This is a genomic window from Thermomicrobiales bacterium (genome assembly GCA_041390825.1).
Classification (GTDB): Bacteria; Chloroflexota; Chloroflexia; order Thermomicrobiales; family UBA6265; genus JAMLHN01.
Genome location: JAWKPF010000041.1, coordinates 15,942 through 32,689 on the forward strand (window position 1 = coordinate 15,942; position 16,748 = coordinate 32,689).

The 16,748-nt window shown below is 62.5% G+C and carries 14 protein-coding genes; 9 read left to right on the forward strand and 5 right to left on the reverse strand.

Going from position 1 to position 16,748, the window contains the following annotated elements:
* The first annotated feature begins 44 nt into the window (after positions 1-44).
* From aroB to R2855_17580, 7 genes are all read left to right on the forward strand, one after another.
* The gene (gene aroB / locus R2855_17550) at positions 45-1,745 is read left to right on the forward strand and encodes a 3-dehydroquinate synthase (protein ID MEZ4532802.1); all 1,701 of its coding nucleotides are present in this window, start codon (positions 45-47) and stop codon (positions 1,743-1,745) included.
* Between the two features lie 246 nt (positions 1,746-1,991).
* Positions 1,992-3,755 carry an ABC transporter substrate-binding protein gene (locus tag R2855_17555; protein ID MEZ4532803.1) on the forward strand — a complete coding sequence of 588 codons (1,764 nt, stop codon included), beginning with the start codon at positions 1,992-1,994 and terminating at the stop codon, positions 3,753-3,755.
* 106 nt (positions 3,756-3,861) lie between these two features.
* Complete coding sequence (locus tag R2855_17560; protein MEZ4532804.1) at positions 3,862-4,881, forward strand: ABC transporter permease; 1,020 nt, start codon at positions 3,862-3,864, stop codon at positions 4,879-4,881.
* Between the two features lie 9 nt (positions 4,882-4,890).
* A complete protein-coding gene (locus R2855_17565; protein ID MEZ4532805.1) occupies positions 4,891-5,802 on the forward strand; it encodes an ABC transporter permease in 912 nt (303 codons plus the stop codon).
* Complete coding sequence (locus tag R2855_17570) at positions 5,799-6,284, forward strand: YbaK/EbsC family protein (protein ID MEZ4532806.1); 486 nt, start codon at positions 5,799-5,801, stop codon at positions 6,282-6,284. The genes R2855_17565 and R2855_17570 overlap by 4 nt, the downstream gene beginning before the upstream one ends.
* Before the next feature lie 93 nt (positions 6,285-6,377).
* A complete protein-coding gene (gene ychF / locus R2855_17575) occupies positions 6,378-7,487 on the forward strand; it encodes a redox-regulated ATPase YchF (GenBank protein MEZ4532807.1) in 1,110 nt (369 codons plus the stop codon).
* A 12-nt stretch (positions 7,488-7,499) separates the two neighbouring features.
* Entirely contained in the window at positions 7,500-8,261 is a 762-nt protein-coding gene (locus tag R2855_17580; GenBank protein ID MEZ4532808.1) for a hypothetical protein, read from the forward strand.
* Here the strand turns inward: R2855_17580 and R2855_17585 are convergent.
* The 5 genes from R2855_17585 to trpE are packed head-to-tail and all read right to left on the reverse strand — an operon-like array spanning position 8,225 to position 13,032.
* Entirely contained in the window at positions 8,225-8,917 is a 693-nt protein-coding gene (locus R2855_17585) for a phosphoribosylanthranilate isomerase (GenBank protein ID MEZ4532809.1), read from the reverse strand. The two genes, R2855_17580 and R2855_17585, sit on opposite strands and share 37 nt — an antisense overlap.
* The gene (gene trpC / locus R2855_17590; GenBank protein ID MEZ4532810.1) at positions 8,914-9,759 is read right to left on the reverse strand and encodes an indole-3-glycerol phosphate synthase TrpC; all 846 of its coding nucleotides are present in this window, start codon (positions 9,757-9,759) and stop codon (positions 8,914-8,916) included. The genes R2855_17585 and trpC overlap by 4 nt, the downstream gene beginning before the upstream one ends.
* Entirely contained in the window at positions 9,759-10,814 is a 1,056-nt protein-coding gene (gene trpD / locus R2855_17595) for an anthranilate phosphoribosyltransferase (GenBank protein MEZ4532811.1), read from the reverse strand. The genes trpC and trpD overlap by 1 nt, the downstream gene beginning before the upstream one ends.
* Positions 10,815-10,822: 8 nt before the next feature.
* Positions 10,823-11,437, reverse strand: a complete 615-nt coding sequence (locus tag R2855_17600) for an aminodeoxychorismate/anthranilate synthase component II (protein MEZ4532812.1) — start codon at positions 11,435-11,437, stop codon at positions 10,823-10,825.
* Positions 11,434-13,032, reverse strand: coding sequence for an anthranilate synthase component I (gene trpE / locus R2855_17605; GenBank protein ID MEZ4532813.1), 1,599 nt, complete (start codon positions 13,030-13,032; stop codon positions 11,434-11,436). Before trpE ends, R2855_17600 begins: the two co-directional genes overlap by 4 nt.
* Before the next feature lie 633 nt (positions 13,033-13,665).
* Between trpE and R2855_17610 the strand changes: the two genes are divergently transcribed.
* Positions 13,666-15,765, forward strand: coding sequence for a hydantoinase/oxoprolinase family protein (locus R2855_17610; GenBank protein ID MEZ4532814.1), 2,100 nt, complete (start codon positions 13,666-13,668; stop codon positions 15,763-15,765).
* A 191-nt stretch (positions 15,766-15,956) separates the two neighbouring features.
* The coding region (locus tag R2855_17615; GenBank protein ID MEZ4532815.1) for a hypothetical protein at positions 15,957-16,748 on the forward strand (792 nt) is incomplete at its 3' end.

The window sequence follows — 16,748 nt, forward strand, 5'->3', positions numbered from 1 at the left end:
GCGCAAGACCTCATCGCCTGGACCGGGTAGCATAAGGGTCGCAATTGCTCGCGCTCCCATCGATGGAGCATCTGCAGGACACCAGCCGAACCGTGACCGAATATCACCGAATCGCTCTCATTGGTTTCAGTGGGACTGGCAAAACCACCACCAGCAGGATTCTCGCAGATCGCCTCGGCTGGGAGGTGATCGACTTGGATGTCGCGCTCGAAGAGGAATACGGCAAGACGATTCCGGAGATCTTCGCGCAGGATGGTGAAGTTGCGTTTCGCCAGTCAGAGCGCGCTCAGCTGGCGCGGGCACTGAGCAGGGAGCGCGTCGTCATCTCGACAGGTGGCGGCGCGCCAGCGTCCGACGACGCATGGACTCCTGATCTGCTCGGTGGTCCGGAAACGCTGACCGTCACGCTCGACGCCCGCCCAGAAACGATCCACGCACGGCTGGCAGCGCAACAGATCCGCGAGGGAAGCGCGTTCGCACGACCGATGCTGGCAGGCGACGATCCCATCGGCCGCATTGCTTCCCTCAAGTCCTCTCGTCTCGGCTATTACGACCGCTCGGCAGTCACGTTTCCGGTCGATCGCCATTCGGCGATCGATGTGGCCCACGCGATCCATTCGCTTCTCCCGAACGATGGAGAGCTCATTCCCTCGGTGACATTGGATGCCGCGTCTGGATCGTCCGAAATCTTCATCGAACCGGGCATCCGACATGCTGCCGGTGAGCTGATCCGCCACCGTTGGACAAAGTCAAAGCGCGTCTGGATCCTCAGCGATGACAATGTCGACGCAGCGCATGGGTCAGAGATCGCGGACATCCTCGAACGATCAGGCTTGGCTGCCGAACGGCTGACCGTCCCTCCCGGCGAATCGAGCAAGCGTATTGGCGGCGCCGAATCGCTCTACGACCGAATGCTCGGCGGCCACATCGAGCGAAGCGATCTCGTGCTGGCGCTGGGCGGCGGGGTCGTCGGGGACCTGGCCGGATTCGTGGCCGCCACCGTCTTGCGAGGTGTGGGATTCGTGCAGATGCCCACGTCGCTGCTGGCAATGGTCGACTCGAGTGTGGGCGGCAAGACCGGCATCAATCACACGGCCGGGAAGAACCTCATCGGAGCGTTCTATCAACCTCCGCTCGTGTTGATCGACCCGCACTTTCTGCAGACCCTGCCACCGCGCGAGCTTCGGCAGGGATGGGCCGAGGTCGTCAAGCATGCCATCATCCAGCCTTCGACCCCGAACGGCGAAGCCGCCGACCTGGAAGAATTCCTGAACCGAAATCGCCGGCAGCTGCTCGGGTTGCAAGAACCTGCGCTGACGTACGCACTCCGCCGCAATGTGGCGCTCAAGAGCCGCGTCGTCGAAGCGGATGAGCGGGAAAGCGGCGTTCGGGCGTATCTCAACTTCGGGCACACGATTGGCCACGCGATCGAAGCCAGCGACTACGAGTACATGCATGGCGAAGCGGTTTCGATCGGAATGCAGGCCGCGAGCCAGCTCTCCGTGCGGGAAGGACGGGTTGCCCTTGAGCGGGCAGCCGAAATCGCCATGCTGGCGGAAGCCTATGGACTGCCGACCAGCGGTGATTTCGATCCTGTCAGAGTGATCGAGCTGCTCGGCAGCGACAAGAAACGGGTGAGCGGCAAGACCAGCTGGGTTCTTCTCGTCGCGCAAGGCGGGGTATCGATTTCACGCGATGTACCGGAAGAGCATGTGCGCGCGGCGATCGAGTCAGTCCGCTGCTGAGTTGCTTCGAAATGCGCGCCCTCGACAGCCGATGACAAAGCCAAAAAGAACCTGAAGATCGTTGACGGGGAACAGTACGCGACCCATAATGTCCCCGACTTCGACGCAAGCGCCATATTGGTACGACCGCTGCCCCGCCGGTTCTGGCTGTGGAAAGCTCGGTCGACAGGAGCCAGATGGCGCAGTGCCGCGAGTCTTTGACGCCGGCGCCGTGCCGGCGGATCGTCACGAACGAGGTGAACGCGCATGTCCGAGTCCCGGATTACCAATCTCGTTACCCGAGTCCAGGAAGGCGAGCTCAATCGCCGCGATTTCTTGATCAAGGCTGGCGCGGCCGGCATGACGGCGACCATGTTGTCCAGCATGCTGGTCGACCGTGCAATGGCGGCGCCGAGCGGGGGAACATCCCGGTACATCGTCAACCAGATCGATGCAAAGACGCTGGTCATTGCCGACACGATCTCCGGCGGTGACTGGCTCACCCTCGATCCGGCCTGGTATTACGAGATCAATCCCACGATGGCGATGTTCGTCATCTACGAACCGCTCTACTATTCGCCGGATGGGTCCGACCCCACTGCCATCCAGCCGCTGCTGGCCGATGGCATGCCAGCGCTGAGCGACGATCTGCTGACCGCCACGGTCAAACTCCGCCAGGACATCACCTTCGCCAACACTGGCAACCCGATGACCGCGGACGATGTCATCTTCTCCTTCAACCGCCTGGCTGCGACGCAGTTCCAGCCGTCATTCCTTGCGACCGACTACTGGACCGAGGTGAAGAAGGTCGACGACTACACCATCGAGTTCACATTGGCGGCTCCGAACTCAGGTCTCGCTGCCGTGCTCTCTTCGACGCCTCTGTCGATCACCGACAGCAAGCAAGTGATGGAGTTTGGCGGCACTACCGACAAGCCAACGTATGCCGACGACGCGACCGACGACGAGAAGGCAGCCGATGCCAGCATCATCGCCAATAAGGACGCGCAAGAGCTGATCAACAACACCTCAGTGGGCACGGGTCCCTATGTGGTCGACCAGTGGGATCTGACGAGCTCGGTCATTCTCGTCGCGAACCCGAACTATTGGGGCGAGCCGCCGAAGTTCGACCAGATCATCTTCACGAACGTCACGGAGGCCAACGCCCAGTTGCAGGCCGTTCAGACCGGCGATGCGGACATAGCCTATTCGCTCAACCCGGATAGCGCCGCCTCGGTGCAGGAAGACCCCAATCTCCAGCTGATCGAGGGTCCGACCCTGGCGCTGCAATATCTGGCGATGAATCTGAACCCCGAGCGCGGCGGCGCAGTATCGAACCCGCAGGTGCGCCAGGCGATCGCCCACGCAATCAACTACCAGTCGATTATCGACAACATCCTGCTTGGCGCCGGTGTCCGGCCCGCGCTGCCGATTCCGCTGCCGCTTCCGGGGTCCGAGGCTATGCTCGAGTTCGCGTACCAGTACGATCTGGCAAAGGCGCAGGAGCTTTGGGACGCCTCTGGTGTCGGCGAGCAGGAAATCGAGATCACCTATGACTCGGACAGCGTGGGTGAAGGCGGTGTGAACCTCGAAACGCTGGCCACCGCGGTCAAGGCGGATATCGAAGCGATCAACGGGGCCAAAGTTGTCTTGGCTCCCCTCCCTGGAACCGAGCGCATCGGGAACTACCGAAACAAGGACTTCCAGGCAACGATCTCTCCCTGGACTCCAGACTATCCGGACGTCGACACGTATGCCACTCCGTTCTTCCGCTCCGAAACAGCGGCGGCGGCCCGCGTCGGCTATTCGAACCCGGAAGTCGATGCGCTCCTGGATCAGGGATTGGCGGAGACCGATCCGGCCAAGCGTGAAGAGATCTACCTGCAGATCCAACAGCTGGTCCTGCCAGACACCCCGTATGTGGTGCTGTACCAGCCGATCGACCGAAAGCCGGCGAATGTCGCGGTTCAGGATGTGACGGTGCACCCGATGTACATCCTCAATCTGCGCAACGGGAGCAAGACCGAGTAGGTTCTCGCATCGGCGAGGACCATCGGTGGACTTGCGGCAGGACGGGCAACGGCGCTTGTTGCCCGTCCTGCTCATCTTCGAAGCAGCGAGAACGTAGGGAAAGCGCATGGGCCTTTGGAGATACATCGCATACCGCTTCGTTCAGGCGCTGGTTGTGCTCTTCTTCGTCAGTATCGCCACGTTCGTCTTGATGCACGCCGTTCCGGGAGACCCACTCAACGCTGTCATTGGTGAACGGCAGGCGGACCGGCCCGAGGTGCGCGCGACGCTGGAGCGCCAATACGGCCTCGACAAGCCGCTGCCTGTGCAATATGTCTACTATGTCAAGAACCTTTTGCGCGGCGACATGGGCACGACCATTACCGACCGCAAAGATGTTCGCGAGGAGCTCGGGAAAGTCGTTCCCGCCACAATGGAGCTGGCGTTCGCCGCCATGCTCTTTGCGATCGCCGTCGGCGTGCCGCTCGGCATCATCGCGGCGGTGAAGCAAGGAAAGTGGCCAGACCATCTCGCGCGGTTCATATCCCTGATCGGCACCTCCATCCCCGTCTTTTGGCTCGGACTGCTGCTGGCATATCTGGTCACCTACCGGTGGCAGATCCTGCCCAGATCCGGCCAGCTCGATGTGGGCATGCGTAAACCTCCGCATGTCACCGGTTTCATCTCTGTCGATTCCCTGTTGGCTGGTCAGACGGACACCTTCTGGAGCTTCAGCCAGCACATCATCTTGCCGGCGATCGTGCTGGGCGCGTTCGCAATGGGGATCATCTCCCGCATGCTGCGCTCGTCGCTGGTCGCCGCTCTGAATGACGACTATGTTCGAACGGCGCGCGCCAAGGGCGTCAGCGAATACAGCGTGGTTCGCAGGCACGCGCTCCGCAACGCGATGATCCCGACCATCACGGTCATCGGGCTCACATTCGCCAGTCTGCTGGCCGGAGCCGTGCTCACCGAGACGATTTTCTCCTGGCCCGGTTTGGGGCAGTTCGCAGTCCGCATGGCGCTGAAGCTGGACTATCCAGGCCTCATCGGCGTGACGCTGGTGGTGGCAGTGGTGTACATCATCATCAACTTCCTGGTCGATGTCTTGTACGGCATCCTCGACCCACGCATCCGGATCGGGTAGTTCGCAGCCATGGCATCGGTGACAACCGCGGTCTCCACCGTCGAAATTGCCGAAATGGGAACGATGCCCAAGCATCGCTCCCAGCTCAGCATGGTGCTCTACACCCTCAGACGAGAACCAGTGGCGATGATCGGATTCCTGATCGTTGCCGGATGGCTCTTGCTCGCGCTGATCGCCCCGATCTTGCCGCTGGAAGATCCCAACTTCGTGCAGATGGACCGTAAGCTGCAAGCACCATCCTGGAGTCACCCATTCGGCACGGACGACGTCGGGCGCGATCTCGTGAGCCGCGTTATCTACGCGTCGCGTGTATCGGTGCCGGCCGGCATCCTCGTCGTGGCGATCACGGTAGTTATCGGTTGCACCATCGGCGCCATTGCGGGGTTTGCAGGCGGCAAGCTCGACACCCTCATCATGCGTATCTGCGATGCCGTGCTCTCGTTTCCGTCGATCATTCTGGCGATGGCGATCGCGGCCGCCCGTGGCGGTCCAGGTCTCTCGAATGCCATGATCGCGGTGATCCTCGTGCTTTGGCCGGAATATGCGCGGCTCATGCGCGGACAAGTGCTCACCATCAAGGAAAACGAGTTCGTGACCGCGGCCAAGTCCGTCGGCGTGTCGGGGCCACGCGTGCTCTTCCGGCATATCTTGCCGAGCACCGACGCACCCATTGTGGTCAAGGCAACCCTCGACGTCGGCGCAGCCATCGTCCTTACAGCCGGCTTGAGCTTCATCGGGATCGGCGCCGTTCCTCCCACCGCTGAATGGGGAGCCATGGTCAACCAGGGCGCCAAGATCGGTCTGCAATACTGGTGGTATTCGACCTTCCCCGGGCTGGCGATCCTGACGGTCGTCATGGGTCTGAACTTCTTTGGCGATGGATTGCGCGATGCGCTCGACCCTCGACGTCGACACCGTTGAGCAGCCCAGGTACCAGCCGCGTTCAAGCGGTCATCGATCGCCTCGACCTCGATGCGGAGCTCATTTCCACACCCCAGGGAGTTCCGACTGTCGAAGCAGCTGCGGCGGCGCTCGGCGTTGCGGCAGATCGCATCATCAAGACACTGGTCTTCATTGGCCCTGCCGGTGAGCTGGTCGTTGCAATTGCTTGTGGCGCCGACAAGGTCGATCGGCACAAGCTTGCCGAAGCAGCCAGCCTCCCGAAAGTCCGTATTGCTCCTCCCGAGGATGTTCGCTCCACCACTGGCTATCCCGCTGGCGGTGTCGCGCCGATCGATCTCCCGGAGGATGCAATCGTGGTGGTCGATGCAGCGGTTGCCGGGCAGGCTGAGCTCTACGGTGGTTCGGGGGACGACCTGCATATGCTGCGCATCCAAAGCGCCGATATCGTTCGTCTGAATCGGGCAACGATCGCCCGGATTCTCCGCGATCCGGACCCGTAGTCACCCCGTACCCAATCTGCGCCATACTTACCGGCTGAACGACGCCGGGCGGCACCGCCCGGCCGCGCCAGCCTGGACGGAGATTTCGCCAACGTGACCACCAAACTCGTGATCATCGGCTTGCCCAGCTCCGGCAAGTCGACGGTCTTCAATGCCCTGTCTCGCTCCACGGCCGAAACTGGCTCGTTCGGCGGCGATGACGAACCGAACCTGGCTACCGTCAAGGTGCCCGACCAGCGGCTCGATACCCTGACCGAGCTCTTTCAGCCCCAGCGCCGTGTCCCAGCCGACGTGCAGTATCTGGATGTGCGTGGCATCGACAAGGGCGTTTCCGAACAGGGGATGAGCGGCCAGCTGCTTGGTCACCTGAGTCAGGGCGATGCGCTCGTGCACGTGGTGCGCGCGTTCGAAGATGAATCGACTCCCCATCCAGAGGGATCGGTCGATCCGGCTCGCGACATCGAGACCATGAATCTCGAGCTCGCCTTTTCCGATCTCGCCGTTGTCGACAAACGCCTGCAACGCGTCGTGCAGCAACTGCCCAAGATGAAGGGAACCGAACAAGAGGCATACGAACGCGAGCAGAAGCTGATGGAGCGACTGAAGGCTACGCTGGAAGCCGATACCCCGCTCCGGGAGATCGTCGATGAGCTCGAGGAAGAGGATCGCAAGCTCCTGCGTGGGTTTGGTCTACTGACGATCAAGCCGCTGCTGATCCTGGTCAACCTCGGGGAGGGCCAGCTTGGCGAAACGGGTGACCAACTCATCGAGAAATTGCGCGAGCAATTCGCCGCCCCAGGCGTGGCGATCGACGGTTTGGCCGGACAGATCGAGATGGAAATCGGGCAGCTCGAAGCAGAGGATGCCGCCGTCTTCATGGAGGACCTGGGCATCGACGAATCGAGCCGCGACCGAATCATCCGGGTTTCCTTCGAGCTTCTTGGCCTCATGCCCTTTTTCACCGTTGGCCCGGACGAGTGTCGTGCCTGGACGATACGACGCGGAACGCCCGCGGTCGAAGCAGCGGGCGCGATTCACTCCGACATTCAGCGCGGGTTCATTCGGGCCGAGATCGTCGGGTATCAGGACCTGATCGATGCGGGCAGTCTCGCTGAAACAAAGAAGCGCGGAACGTTCCGGCGCGAAGGCAAGACCTACATCGTCGAGGACGGCGATGTCATCAACTTCCTCTTCAACGTGTAGGAGCAGGTCCTAATGGATGCTATCGACGAGCAGGACGACTTCATAACCATCGATCTGCAGCCAAGAGCAGCCGTCGTCGACCGGCTGATCGTGCTGCGGGCACTCGTCGAACGGTCACTGCTGGAAGCAGTGGCCGAACAAGAGGGGCGCACCGACGAGGTGGAGGAGCGCCGTTTCGACCTGCTGGCTGAACTGCTTGCCGGGAGCGCCGGCGCGGCGCTAGCCCCCGAGGAACTGCAGATCTTCCAGACGCCAATCGGCCAGCTCCCCGAAGAGGAATCGACCCCGATGATCCTGGCGGCGGAAGCGTTCGGCGCCATCGGGCATGCGTGCGGGTTGATCCGCGAGCTGCCGCTTCCGCCTCTCCCCGTTGGCGCCGTCGAGGAGCTCCTCGAAGACATCCTGAATCTCGGGGTCGATGAGATCGAAGCCGGCACGCAGCTGCCGGGCGAGGAAGAAGCGGCCGCGTTGCTGGAAGTGATGGAGGTCGTCCACTGGCGGGTCGATGTCGAGTTCGGCGCGCGGCTGGAAGGGGGCGATCTGACCGCTGACGAACAGCAATCGATCGAACTGGTCGCCCGGGAAGCAGAAGCTTCCGGGCTGTTCCAGACCTACCCGAGCGGTGATCTGCGCATCGGCAGCAAGCCGGTGCGAAAATGGACCGACGAGGAGGTCGAGATGTACTACGTCGTCACGCTGCAGCAGCGCGACGCGCTCGCCTGGCTCTGCACCAGCGGTCAGGACTGGACCGTGATCTCCGACGCGGAGGAATAGGTATCGAACGCCGCGCGGGCATTGGCGACAAATGCTCGCACCAGCTCGGGCGACTTGATTCCATCGACTTCGACACCGCTGCTCACGTCCACATGCGCCGGGCGCACCTGCGCAATCGCGTTGGCGACATTCTCCGGGTTGAGCCCTCCGGCGAGCATGAGCGGAAACGACGCGGCGAGCCTGCGGGAAAGCTCCCAATCAGCCAGGTGCCCGGTTCCGCCGCTCTGGGTGGGATGATACGCATCGACCATGATCCACAACGGCGGATTCGGCGAGCTCAGCAGACGGTCGAGCTCTGGAGCGATCTCGTCGTACGTGGCGCCCGGTTCGGTCCTGCGCACGGCGTAGTACGGGAGTTCGAATCGCTGGAAGTCAGACTCATCTGCGCGCCAGTGCAGTTGCAGGATTTCCAATCCCGCCGCGCGCGCCGTTGCATTGATCTCCTCGACGGAATGGTCGACAAAGAGCCCAACCGGAACTGCCGGGCCGTCCAGCGCCTCGATGATGTCGCGCGCTTGCTCGGCCGTAACCTGCCGGCGGGATGACGCGAAAACAAATCCGATCAGATCAGCGCCCGCATCGCTGGTAACCTGGGCGAGCTCCGGCGTGCGCAGACCACAGATCTTCACGAGCGGACCCGACGGAACCATCGTCATTGCCGCGGTCCACGCGCGCTAGCCGACTTGATCTGCCCTATCGCCGTTGCCCGATCGGACGCCACGATCAGAGATTCGCCCACCAGCACTGCATCCATTCCTGCGGTCCGCATACGTTCCGCGTCCTCGGCAGTGAAGATTCCGCTTTCCCCGACCAATGTCACTGTCTCGGGAACCATCGGCGCCAATCGTTCGGTAACGGCCAGATCGACCGCAAACGTGCGCAGATCCCGGTTGTTGATGCCAATCAGCGATGCGCCCGCGCGAAGGGCACGTTCCATCTCGGACTCATCGTGAACCTCTACCAGCGTCTCGATACCTGCCGCGTCGGCAGCCGCCATGAGCGTGCGGAGCCGTTCGTCGGTCAGCGCTCCAACGATCAGCAACGTGGCGTCCGCGCCATTGGCGCGTGCCTCGATCAACTGATACTCGTCGATGATGAAGTCCTTGCGGAGCACGGGAATCGACCGTTCGGCCGTGTGCGCGACCTCTGCTGTCGCCCGCAAGTCAGCCAACGATCCCTGGAAAAACGGCTCGTCGGTCAGCACCGAGATCGCATCGGCTCCCGATCTCGTGTAGCTCGATGCGACGTGTTCGACCTCGAACTCCACGGGGAAGCGTCCCTTGGATGGCGACGCGCGCTTGATTTCGGCGATGAGCGAAAGTCCTGGTCCGCTCAGAGCCGTTCGCAAACTGATCGCCGGCGCGGCAGTAGCAGCCTGCTGTCTCAGGGACTCGATCGAAACGGCCTGCTTGCGAGCCGCCACATCGAGCGCGGTTCGCTCGATGATACGGTCGAGAATGGTGCCGGTTTCGATGATGCCAGTGGTCGTATCGATCATCAGGCGGACACCCTCTCAGTTGTGGGCCGGTTGGACGCCGAGACAAGCCGTTCGACAACCGAGGCGGCCGCGCCGGAATCGAGCGATTGCCGCGCGATCTCGATGCCCTCCGCGATCGAGTCCGCCTGTCCGGCTGCGTAGATACCCGCACCGGCATTGAGCAGGACAATGTCGCGATAGGCGCCCGGTTCACCCGCGAGCACAGCCCGGGTGATCTCCACATTCCGGGCAGCATCTCCACCCTTCACCGCGGCAGCGGGAGCCCGTCCAAGTCCATGATCCACGGCATCGACATCGTAGGTGCGAACGCCGGTCGACCGATCGAACTCGGTCACTCGCGATGGTCCTCCAAGGCCGAACTCATCGAAACCCTCGGAGGAATGAACCACGAGCACCCGCTCGCTCCCGAGCCGGTCTTGCGCGGCGGCCAGGCGATCCGAGACAGAACCGTCCCCAACGCCGATCAGCTGCCGTTTCACCTTGGCGGGGTTTGTCATCGGCCCAAGGAAATTGAACACCGTGCGAATGCCGATCTCTCTCCGGACCGGGCCCGCATGGCGAAACCCTGGGTGGTACGCGGGCGCGAACATGAACGCGATGCCAGCTTCGTCCACCAGCGACGAAACCTGCTCGGGCTCGAGTTCGATCGCAACGCCCAGTGCCTCCAGCAGGTCCGCCGATCCGCAGCCGCTGGTCACCGAGCGGTTTCCGTGCTTGGCGACCTTGATGCCCGCTCCGGCAATCACAAACGCGGCGGTGGTCGAGATATTGAACGTGCCGGAGTGATCGCCGCCGGTGCCACAGGTGTCGATGGCGACCGTGCCTGGCGACAACTCCACATGCCGCGAATGCGCGCGCATCGTGCTTGCGAACCCGGCAATTTCATCGACGGTTTCACCGCGTATGCGCATTGCGGTCAGGAGCGAGGCGATCTGCGCGGGTGTGGCATTGCCGCTCATGATCTGATCCATCGCCTGTACCGACTCGTCGAAGGTGAGCGATTCGCCTTCGACGACCTTGCGAATCGCGGACTTGATATCGAAATCTTCGGTCATGGTCTCGCTCAATAGCCGATGAGGGCCTGTTGCACAGCCGTGCTCGGTTTGGCTCCGGTGGTCGCGAGGAAGTTCCCCAGCAGTTGCTTGCCAACCGGAGTCAGAATCGATTCAGGGTGGAACTGCACCCCGTAGACGGGATACTCCCGATGTTGCAGTCCCATGATGATGCCGTCCTCGGTCTCTGCCGTAATCTCCAGTTGCTCGGGCAGCGTCTCGCGATCGACGATCAACGAGTGATAGCGAGTCGCGACGAACGGATCGGGCAGTCCCTGGAAGATTCCCTTTCCGTCGTGATGGACCATCGACGTCTTCCCATGCATCAGCTGCGGGGCGCGAACGACATCGCCGCCAAACGCCTCGCCGATCGATTGATGCCCCAGACAGACCCCGAGCACCGGCGTCTTGCCAGCCATGTGCTCGATCACATTGATCGAAATGCCCGCCTCTCTGGGCGTGCAGGGCCCGGGGGAAACGACCACGCCGTCGAGATCGCGCATAGCGTCGATCTCTTCGAGGGTGATCTGGTCGTTTCGGTGCACGACCACCTGGGCGCCGAGCTCGCTGAGGAATTGATAGAGATTGAAGGTGAACGAGTCGTAGTTGTCGATCAACAGAATCATGACTGCATCTCCGCATCGGCGGCGGCGAAGGCCCGCTCGTCCGCTTCGATTCGTTCCGCCAGTTCGATGGCGCGGATCAGCGCGCCCATCTTGTGATAGCTCTCGGCGTACTCGCCTTCCGGCGTGCTGTCCGCCACGATGCCGCCTCCCGCCTGCAGCGAGGCAATTCCGTCCTTGTAGACGAGCGTTCGCAACGCGATGCAGGTATCCATGTCACCCGCGAAGTCGATATAGCCGACTGCGCCCGAGTAGGGTCCGCGCTTGTCGATTTCTTGCTCCGCGATGATCTCCATGGCGCGCACTTTCGGCGCGCCCGATACCGTTCCGGCCGGAAAGCACGCGCGCAGCGCATCGAATGCGGTCATGTCGTCGCGGATATCGCCTTCGACATGGGTGACGATGTGCATGACGTGCGAATAGCGATCGATTCCCATGAACCGCGGCACCCGGACCGTTCCCGGCTTCGCTACCCGACCGATGTCGTTCCTCCCCAGATCGACGAGCATGACGTGCTCGGCTCGTTCCTTCTCGTCGTTGATGAGCTCCTCTGCCAGGGCGGCATCCGCGTCTGGCGTCGCGCCACGCGGCCGGGTGCCGGCGATTGGGTGGTTGGTGACCACCCCTTCCTCGAGCCGCACCAGCAGCTCTGGTGAGGCTCCCACGATCTGGTAGTCACAGAAATCGAGATAAAACATGTATGGCGACGGATTGACCGCCCGCAACGCGCGATAGATGGTGAATGGATGCGCGGGCGTGTCGACATCCACACGCTGCGAGAGGACGACCTGGAAGATGTCGCCCGCCTTGATGTACTCACGAGCGACGTCGATGAACTGATGGTATCTCTCGATTGGCGTGTTCGACTGCATACGGTCTTGCAACGCCAGCTCGACCGCGCCTCCGCCGGCCGGCATTTCGCCAAGCGGGGCACGCAAACGGCTGATCAGTTCGTCGATCTCCCGGCTCGCCTCGGCGTAGGCGTCGGCTATGGGCCGGTTGTCCGCCAAGTCGAGATGGCTCACGACTTTGACAGTGCGTTCGAGATTGTCGAATACCAGCAGGCTCTTGACGATCATGAATCGGCCGATCGGGAAACCCCGGCCAGGACCGGCAGCTTCTGGCACACGCGGCTCGAAGGCCCGAATGGCTTCGTAGGAGAGGAACCCGACCGCTCCCCCCAGGAACCGTGGCAGCGGAAGATCGTCCATGCGCGCCGAGTCGTACCAGGCAAGCTCGGAACTCAGCATGGTGAGCGGATCGGTGTAGCGCTCGCTTCGAATAGCGTCCTCGGATGTGACCGTCGCCTCCCCCTGGTCGAGCACGATATCGAGGAACGGCTCCGAACCGATGAACGAGTAGCGCGCCACGCGCTGACCACCCTCGACACTCTCCAGCAAGAAGGCAGGAGCCTCACGCTTGATCTTCACGAAGGCGGAAACCGGGGTTTCGGTATCGGCCATGACCTCACGGTAGATCGGCACGAACCGGGGCCGCTTCGGCTGGCGCGCCAACCAGGTTTCGACCTCGGCGAGCGACGGGGTCACGCTTCCACGCGCTCCCATCTTCGGCATCGGCGCTACAGTACCCTGGACCATCTTCCTGACTCCTGGCAGTCGCCGGACAAACAAAAAACCCCCGTCCCTCAGAGGGACGGAGGTGCAATTTGCACGTCCGCGGTACCACCCACATTGGAGGCGTTCGCCTCCCACTCGACATGTACGGGCTGGTACATCCAGCCGATACACCGCTCCTGCTAACGGTGGAGACACCGGCGGCGCCTACTCGATGACCGACGTCACCTTTTGGACCGCGGCTCCAGGATCCATTCCGCGCCCGATTCGCGCCAGGCTCACACTCTCCCCGGCTCGCTTTGCGTTTCGTTTCCGGCGCGTACTCGCTCCTTTCGAAGCCAATGCGCTCTTCGACTGATCGAATCTTGCAGCCGCATCTGCAGAATGTCAAGCGGGGCGGATGGAGTCGAAGTTCAGAGTCCTGAGTCCAGAGTCCTGGGTTCTGAGTCCGGAGAGCGTCGAAGATCGTTTCGATCCGAACCGGCCGCAATGGTCGAAGCAATTCACTGGACCCTGGACTCTGGACTCTCAACCCAGGACTCCGGGCTCCGGACCCTGGACTCTCAACCCAGGTCTCCGGACTCCGGACCTCGTCCTCATCACTACTGGTAGTCTTCACCCCGACGGTACCTGCGGAGCCAAAGGCGAGAGAAGCACATGACAGATTCGACGAGAATCGGAATCGATATCGGTGGCACCTTTACCGACTTCCTTCTCTTCGATGGCGAGTCCGGCCGATTCTCGATTGCCAAGACGCTGACGACGCCAGATGAGCCAGCGCGCGCGGTGGCGACTGGTATTGGGCAGCTTTCCGATCAGACGGGCATCCCACCCGAGCAGGTCGATCAGATCGTGCATGGCACCACGCTCGTGACCAACGCGCTGATCGAGCGAAAAGGCGCGGTGACCGCGCTCATCACCACCAAGGGGTTTCGCGACGCGCTGGAAATCGCCCGGGAGCACCGCTACGATCTTTACGACCTGAACCTGGAGCATCCAGCCCCGTTGGCGCCACGGTACCTCCGGCTGGAAATCGACGAACGCATCCTCAGCGACGGATCGGTGGCGACTCCGGTCGATCTCGACGAGCTCCCTGGCCTGCTCGAACGCATCCGCGCCGAGGGCGCCACCGCGGTGGCCATTTCGTTCCTGCACAGCTACCAGAATCCCGCGCACGAGCGCTTGGTCCATGAACGCTTGCTGGAGATCGCTCCCGACTTGACCTACTCGGTATCGTCCGACGTCGCTCCGGAGATTCGGGAGTACGAGCGCACGAGCACGACGGTTGCGAATGTCTATGTGCGTCCACTGGCCGAGCGCTACATCGCGGGGTTGCTAGAGACCCTGCAAGCGATCGGCTTCGATGGAAGCCTCTTCATCATGCTCTCGTCCGGAGGGCTCTCGTCTCCGGAAGCGGCTGCGAGGTATCCCATTCGACTCGTCGAGTCAGGTCCCGCGGCCGGTGCGCTTGCCGCGGCGCATATCGGCAAACTCAGTGGACGCGAGCGGTTGCTCGCGTTCGACATGGGTGGCACCACTGCCAAGTGCTGTCTGGTTGGGCAGCAGGGCCTTACGTTCAGCGACGAGTTCGAGGTCAGCCGCGTCTATCGATTCAAGAAGGGAAGCGGGCTGCCGGTCAGCGTTCCGGTCATCGAGTTGATCGAGATCGGATCGGGTGGAGGCAGCATTGCGCGGGTCGACACACTCGGGTTACTCAAGGTTGGACCCGATAGCGCCAGCGCCATGCCGGGACCAGCATGCTACGGCCGCGGTGGCCTCCAGCCGACCGTGACCGACGCCGATCTCGTGCTCGGCTACCTCGATGCCGATCATTTTCTGGGCGGGAAGATGCCGCTCGACATCGACAAGGCGCGAGCGGCCATCGCCACCGTCGCCGAACCGCTCGGGCTCACGATCGAAGAGGCCGCCTGGGGCATCCATCAGGTCGTCAACGAGCAGATGGCTGGCGCAGCCCGCATTCACGCCATCGAGCGGGGTGAGGACGCGCGCACCTTCCCGCTTTTCGCGTTTGGTGGCGCTGGTCCAGTGCACGCCTATGGAGTAGCGCGCATCCTGCGAGCGCCGGAAGTCATCGTCCCCTTCGGAGCCGGAGTGGCGAGCACGATCGGATTCCTGGTCGCTCCCATCTCGTTCGATTTCGTGCGGACGTTCGTTGGCAGGCTAGAGACGCTCGATTGGCCAGAGGTCGATCGACGATTCCAGGAAATGACTGGCGAAGGGGTTGCCATGTTGACCGGCGCCGGCACCGTCAGCAATGACATCAGCTATCAGCGTTTCGCCGAGTTGCGCTATGTGGGCCAGGGTCATCAGGTGAAAGTCCGTATCCCGGACGGGCCGCTCGATGCTTCGATGACGGACAAACTCTTGTCCGCGTTCGAGGACGAGTACAAGCGCCTCTACGGACGAACGGCGACCGGCAACCCTGTCGAAGCAATCAACTGGCGACTCGTCGCCGCTGCCCCGAGTCCGCACTTGCCGCTCGATCTGCTTTCCTCGGGCGCATCAGATTCCACCTCGGCGGCTCAGAAAGGAACGCGCCGCGCCTTCGTGCAGGAGACCGGAAGCTTCGAGGAGGTGCCCGTCTACGACCGCTATGCGCTGCGGAGAGACTTCACTGCCATCGGACCGGCAATCATCGAAGAGAACGAATCGACCATCATCGTTGGGCGCGACGCCCTGGTGACGGTGGACGACTTTGCCAATATCGTCATACGGCTTCCACTTCCTGGCGCGTGAGTCCGCAACGCCTGGGCGCTGACGCGGGTTCGTGAGGCCACCCAATGGCGCTCCCGAAGTTGGGGCGGTTGCGGACCGTCACCCCAGCGCGTAGCATTCCAACGGAAAGCAAATCGAACCGCACGGGCGATCGTGGCCCGGTCGACGTGTGGGCAACTCCGACAATCCGACACAATTCGAGGGATGTGGCAATGGACGCGCGTCGCCTGATGAGCCGTTTCGGCTCGCTTTCAATCATTCTTGTGCTCAGTCTGGTCGTTCTGGCGGCCTGCGGACGCGAAGAGGATGCGAAGCCAACGGCAACTCCAACCGGCGATGCCGCAGTCGGAACCATAGAAGCAGCGGTTGGTACAATCGAATCGACGGGAGCGGGAGTCGAAGGCACAGCCGAGATCGAAGCGACCGCTGCCGAAGCCGCAGCTGGCACGATCGAATCCGATGTCGAGAGTGCAGCCGGCACCGTCGAGGCCGCTGCCACTGAGGGTTCTTCAGCAGTCGCCGATGCCGAGGGCACCGTCGAAGCCGACGCCACAGAGATTGCTGGAGCTGCAGAAGGCACCGTCGAGACAGCCGCTACCGAGGTCTCGGGTGCGGTCGCCGGAGTGGAAGGTTCCGCCGAAGCAGACTCGACCGAGGTCGTGGCCGCGATCGAAGGATCGGTCGAAGCGAAAGCGACCGAGGGTTCTGAGATCGTTGCGGATGCCGAGGGTTCGGCTGAGGCGGACGCCACGAAGGTTGCTGAGGCGGTCGATGCCGGTAAGGGCACCGTGGAAGCAGCGGCGACCGAGATCGTCGGCGATGTCGAAGGCACTGTGGAATCGAAGGCCACCGAAGGCACAGGGATCATCGCGGCTGCGCAGGGCACGGTCGAAGCCGGCGCGACCAAGATTGCCGGCGCGGTCGAAGGATCGGTCGAAGCCGGTGCAACCAAAGTTGCCGGTGCGGTCGACGCAGCCGAGGGCACGGTTCAAGCCGCGGCGACG

Bases quoted from the DNA above. Each gene is read 5' to 3' on its own strand.
- R2855_17560 (MEZ4532804.1), top strand. From the start codon at position 3,862: ATGGGCCTTTGGAGATACATCGCATACCGCTTCGTTCAGGCGCTGGTT.
- R2855_17555 (MEZ4532803.1), top strand. From the start codon at position 1,992: ATGTCCGAGTCCCGGATTACCAATCTCGTTACCCGAGTCCAGGAAGGC.
- R2855_17580 (MEZ4532808.1), top strand. From the start codon at position 7,500: ATGGATGCTATCGACGAGCAGGACGACTTCATAACCATCGATCTGCAG.
- R2855_17610 (MEZ4532814.1), top strand. From the start codon at position 13,666: ATGACAGATTCGACGAGAATCGGAATCGATATCGGTGGCACCTTTACC.
- trpD (MEZ4532811.1), bottom strand. From the start codon at position 10,814: ATGACCGAAGATTTCGATATCAAGTCCGCGATTCGCAAGGTCGTCGAA.
- R2855_17585 (MEZ4532809.1), bottom strand. From the start codon at position 8,917: ATGACGATGGTTCCGTCGGGTCCGCTCGTGAAGATCTGTGGTCTGCGC.
- trpE (MEZ4532813.1), bottom strand. From the start codon at position 13,032: ATGGTCCAGGGTACTGTAGCGCCGATGCCGAAGATGGGAGCGCGTGGA.
- R2855_17565 (MEZ4532805.1), top strand. From the start codon at position 4,891: ATGGCATCGGTGACAACCGCGGTCTCCACCGTCGAAATTGCCGAAATG.
- R2855_17600 (MEZ4532812.1), bottom strand. From the start codon at position 11,437: ATGATTCTGTTGATCGACAACTACGACTCGTTCACCTTCAATCTCTAT.
- trpC (MEZ4532810.1), bottom strand. From the start codon at position 9,759: ATGATCGATACGACCACTGGCATCATCGAAACCGGCACCATTCTCGAC.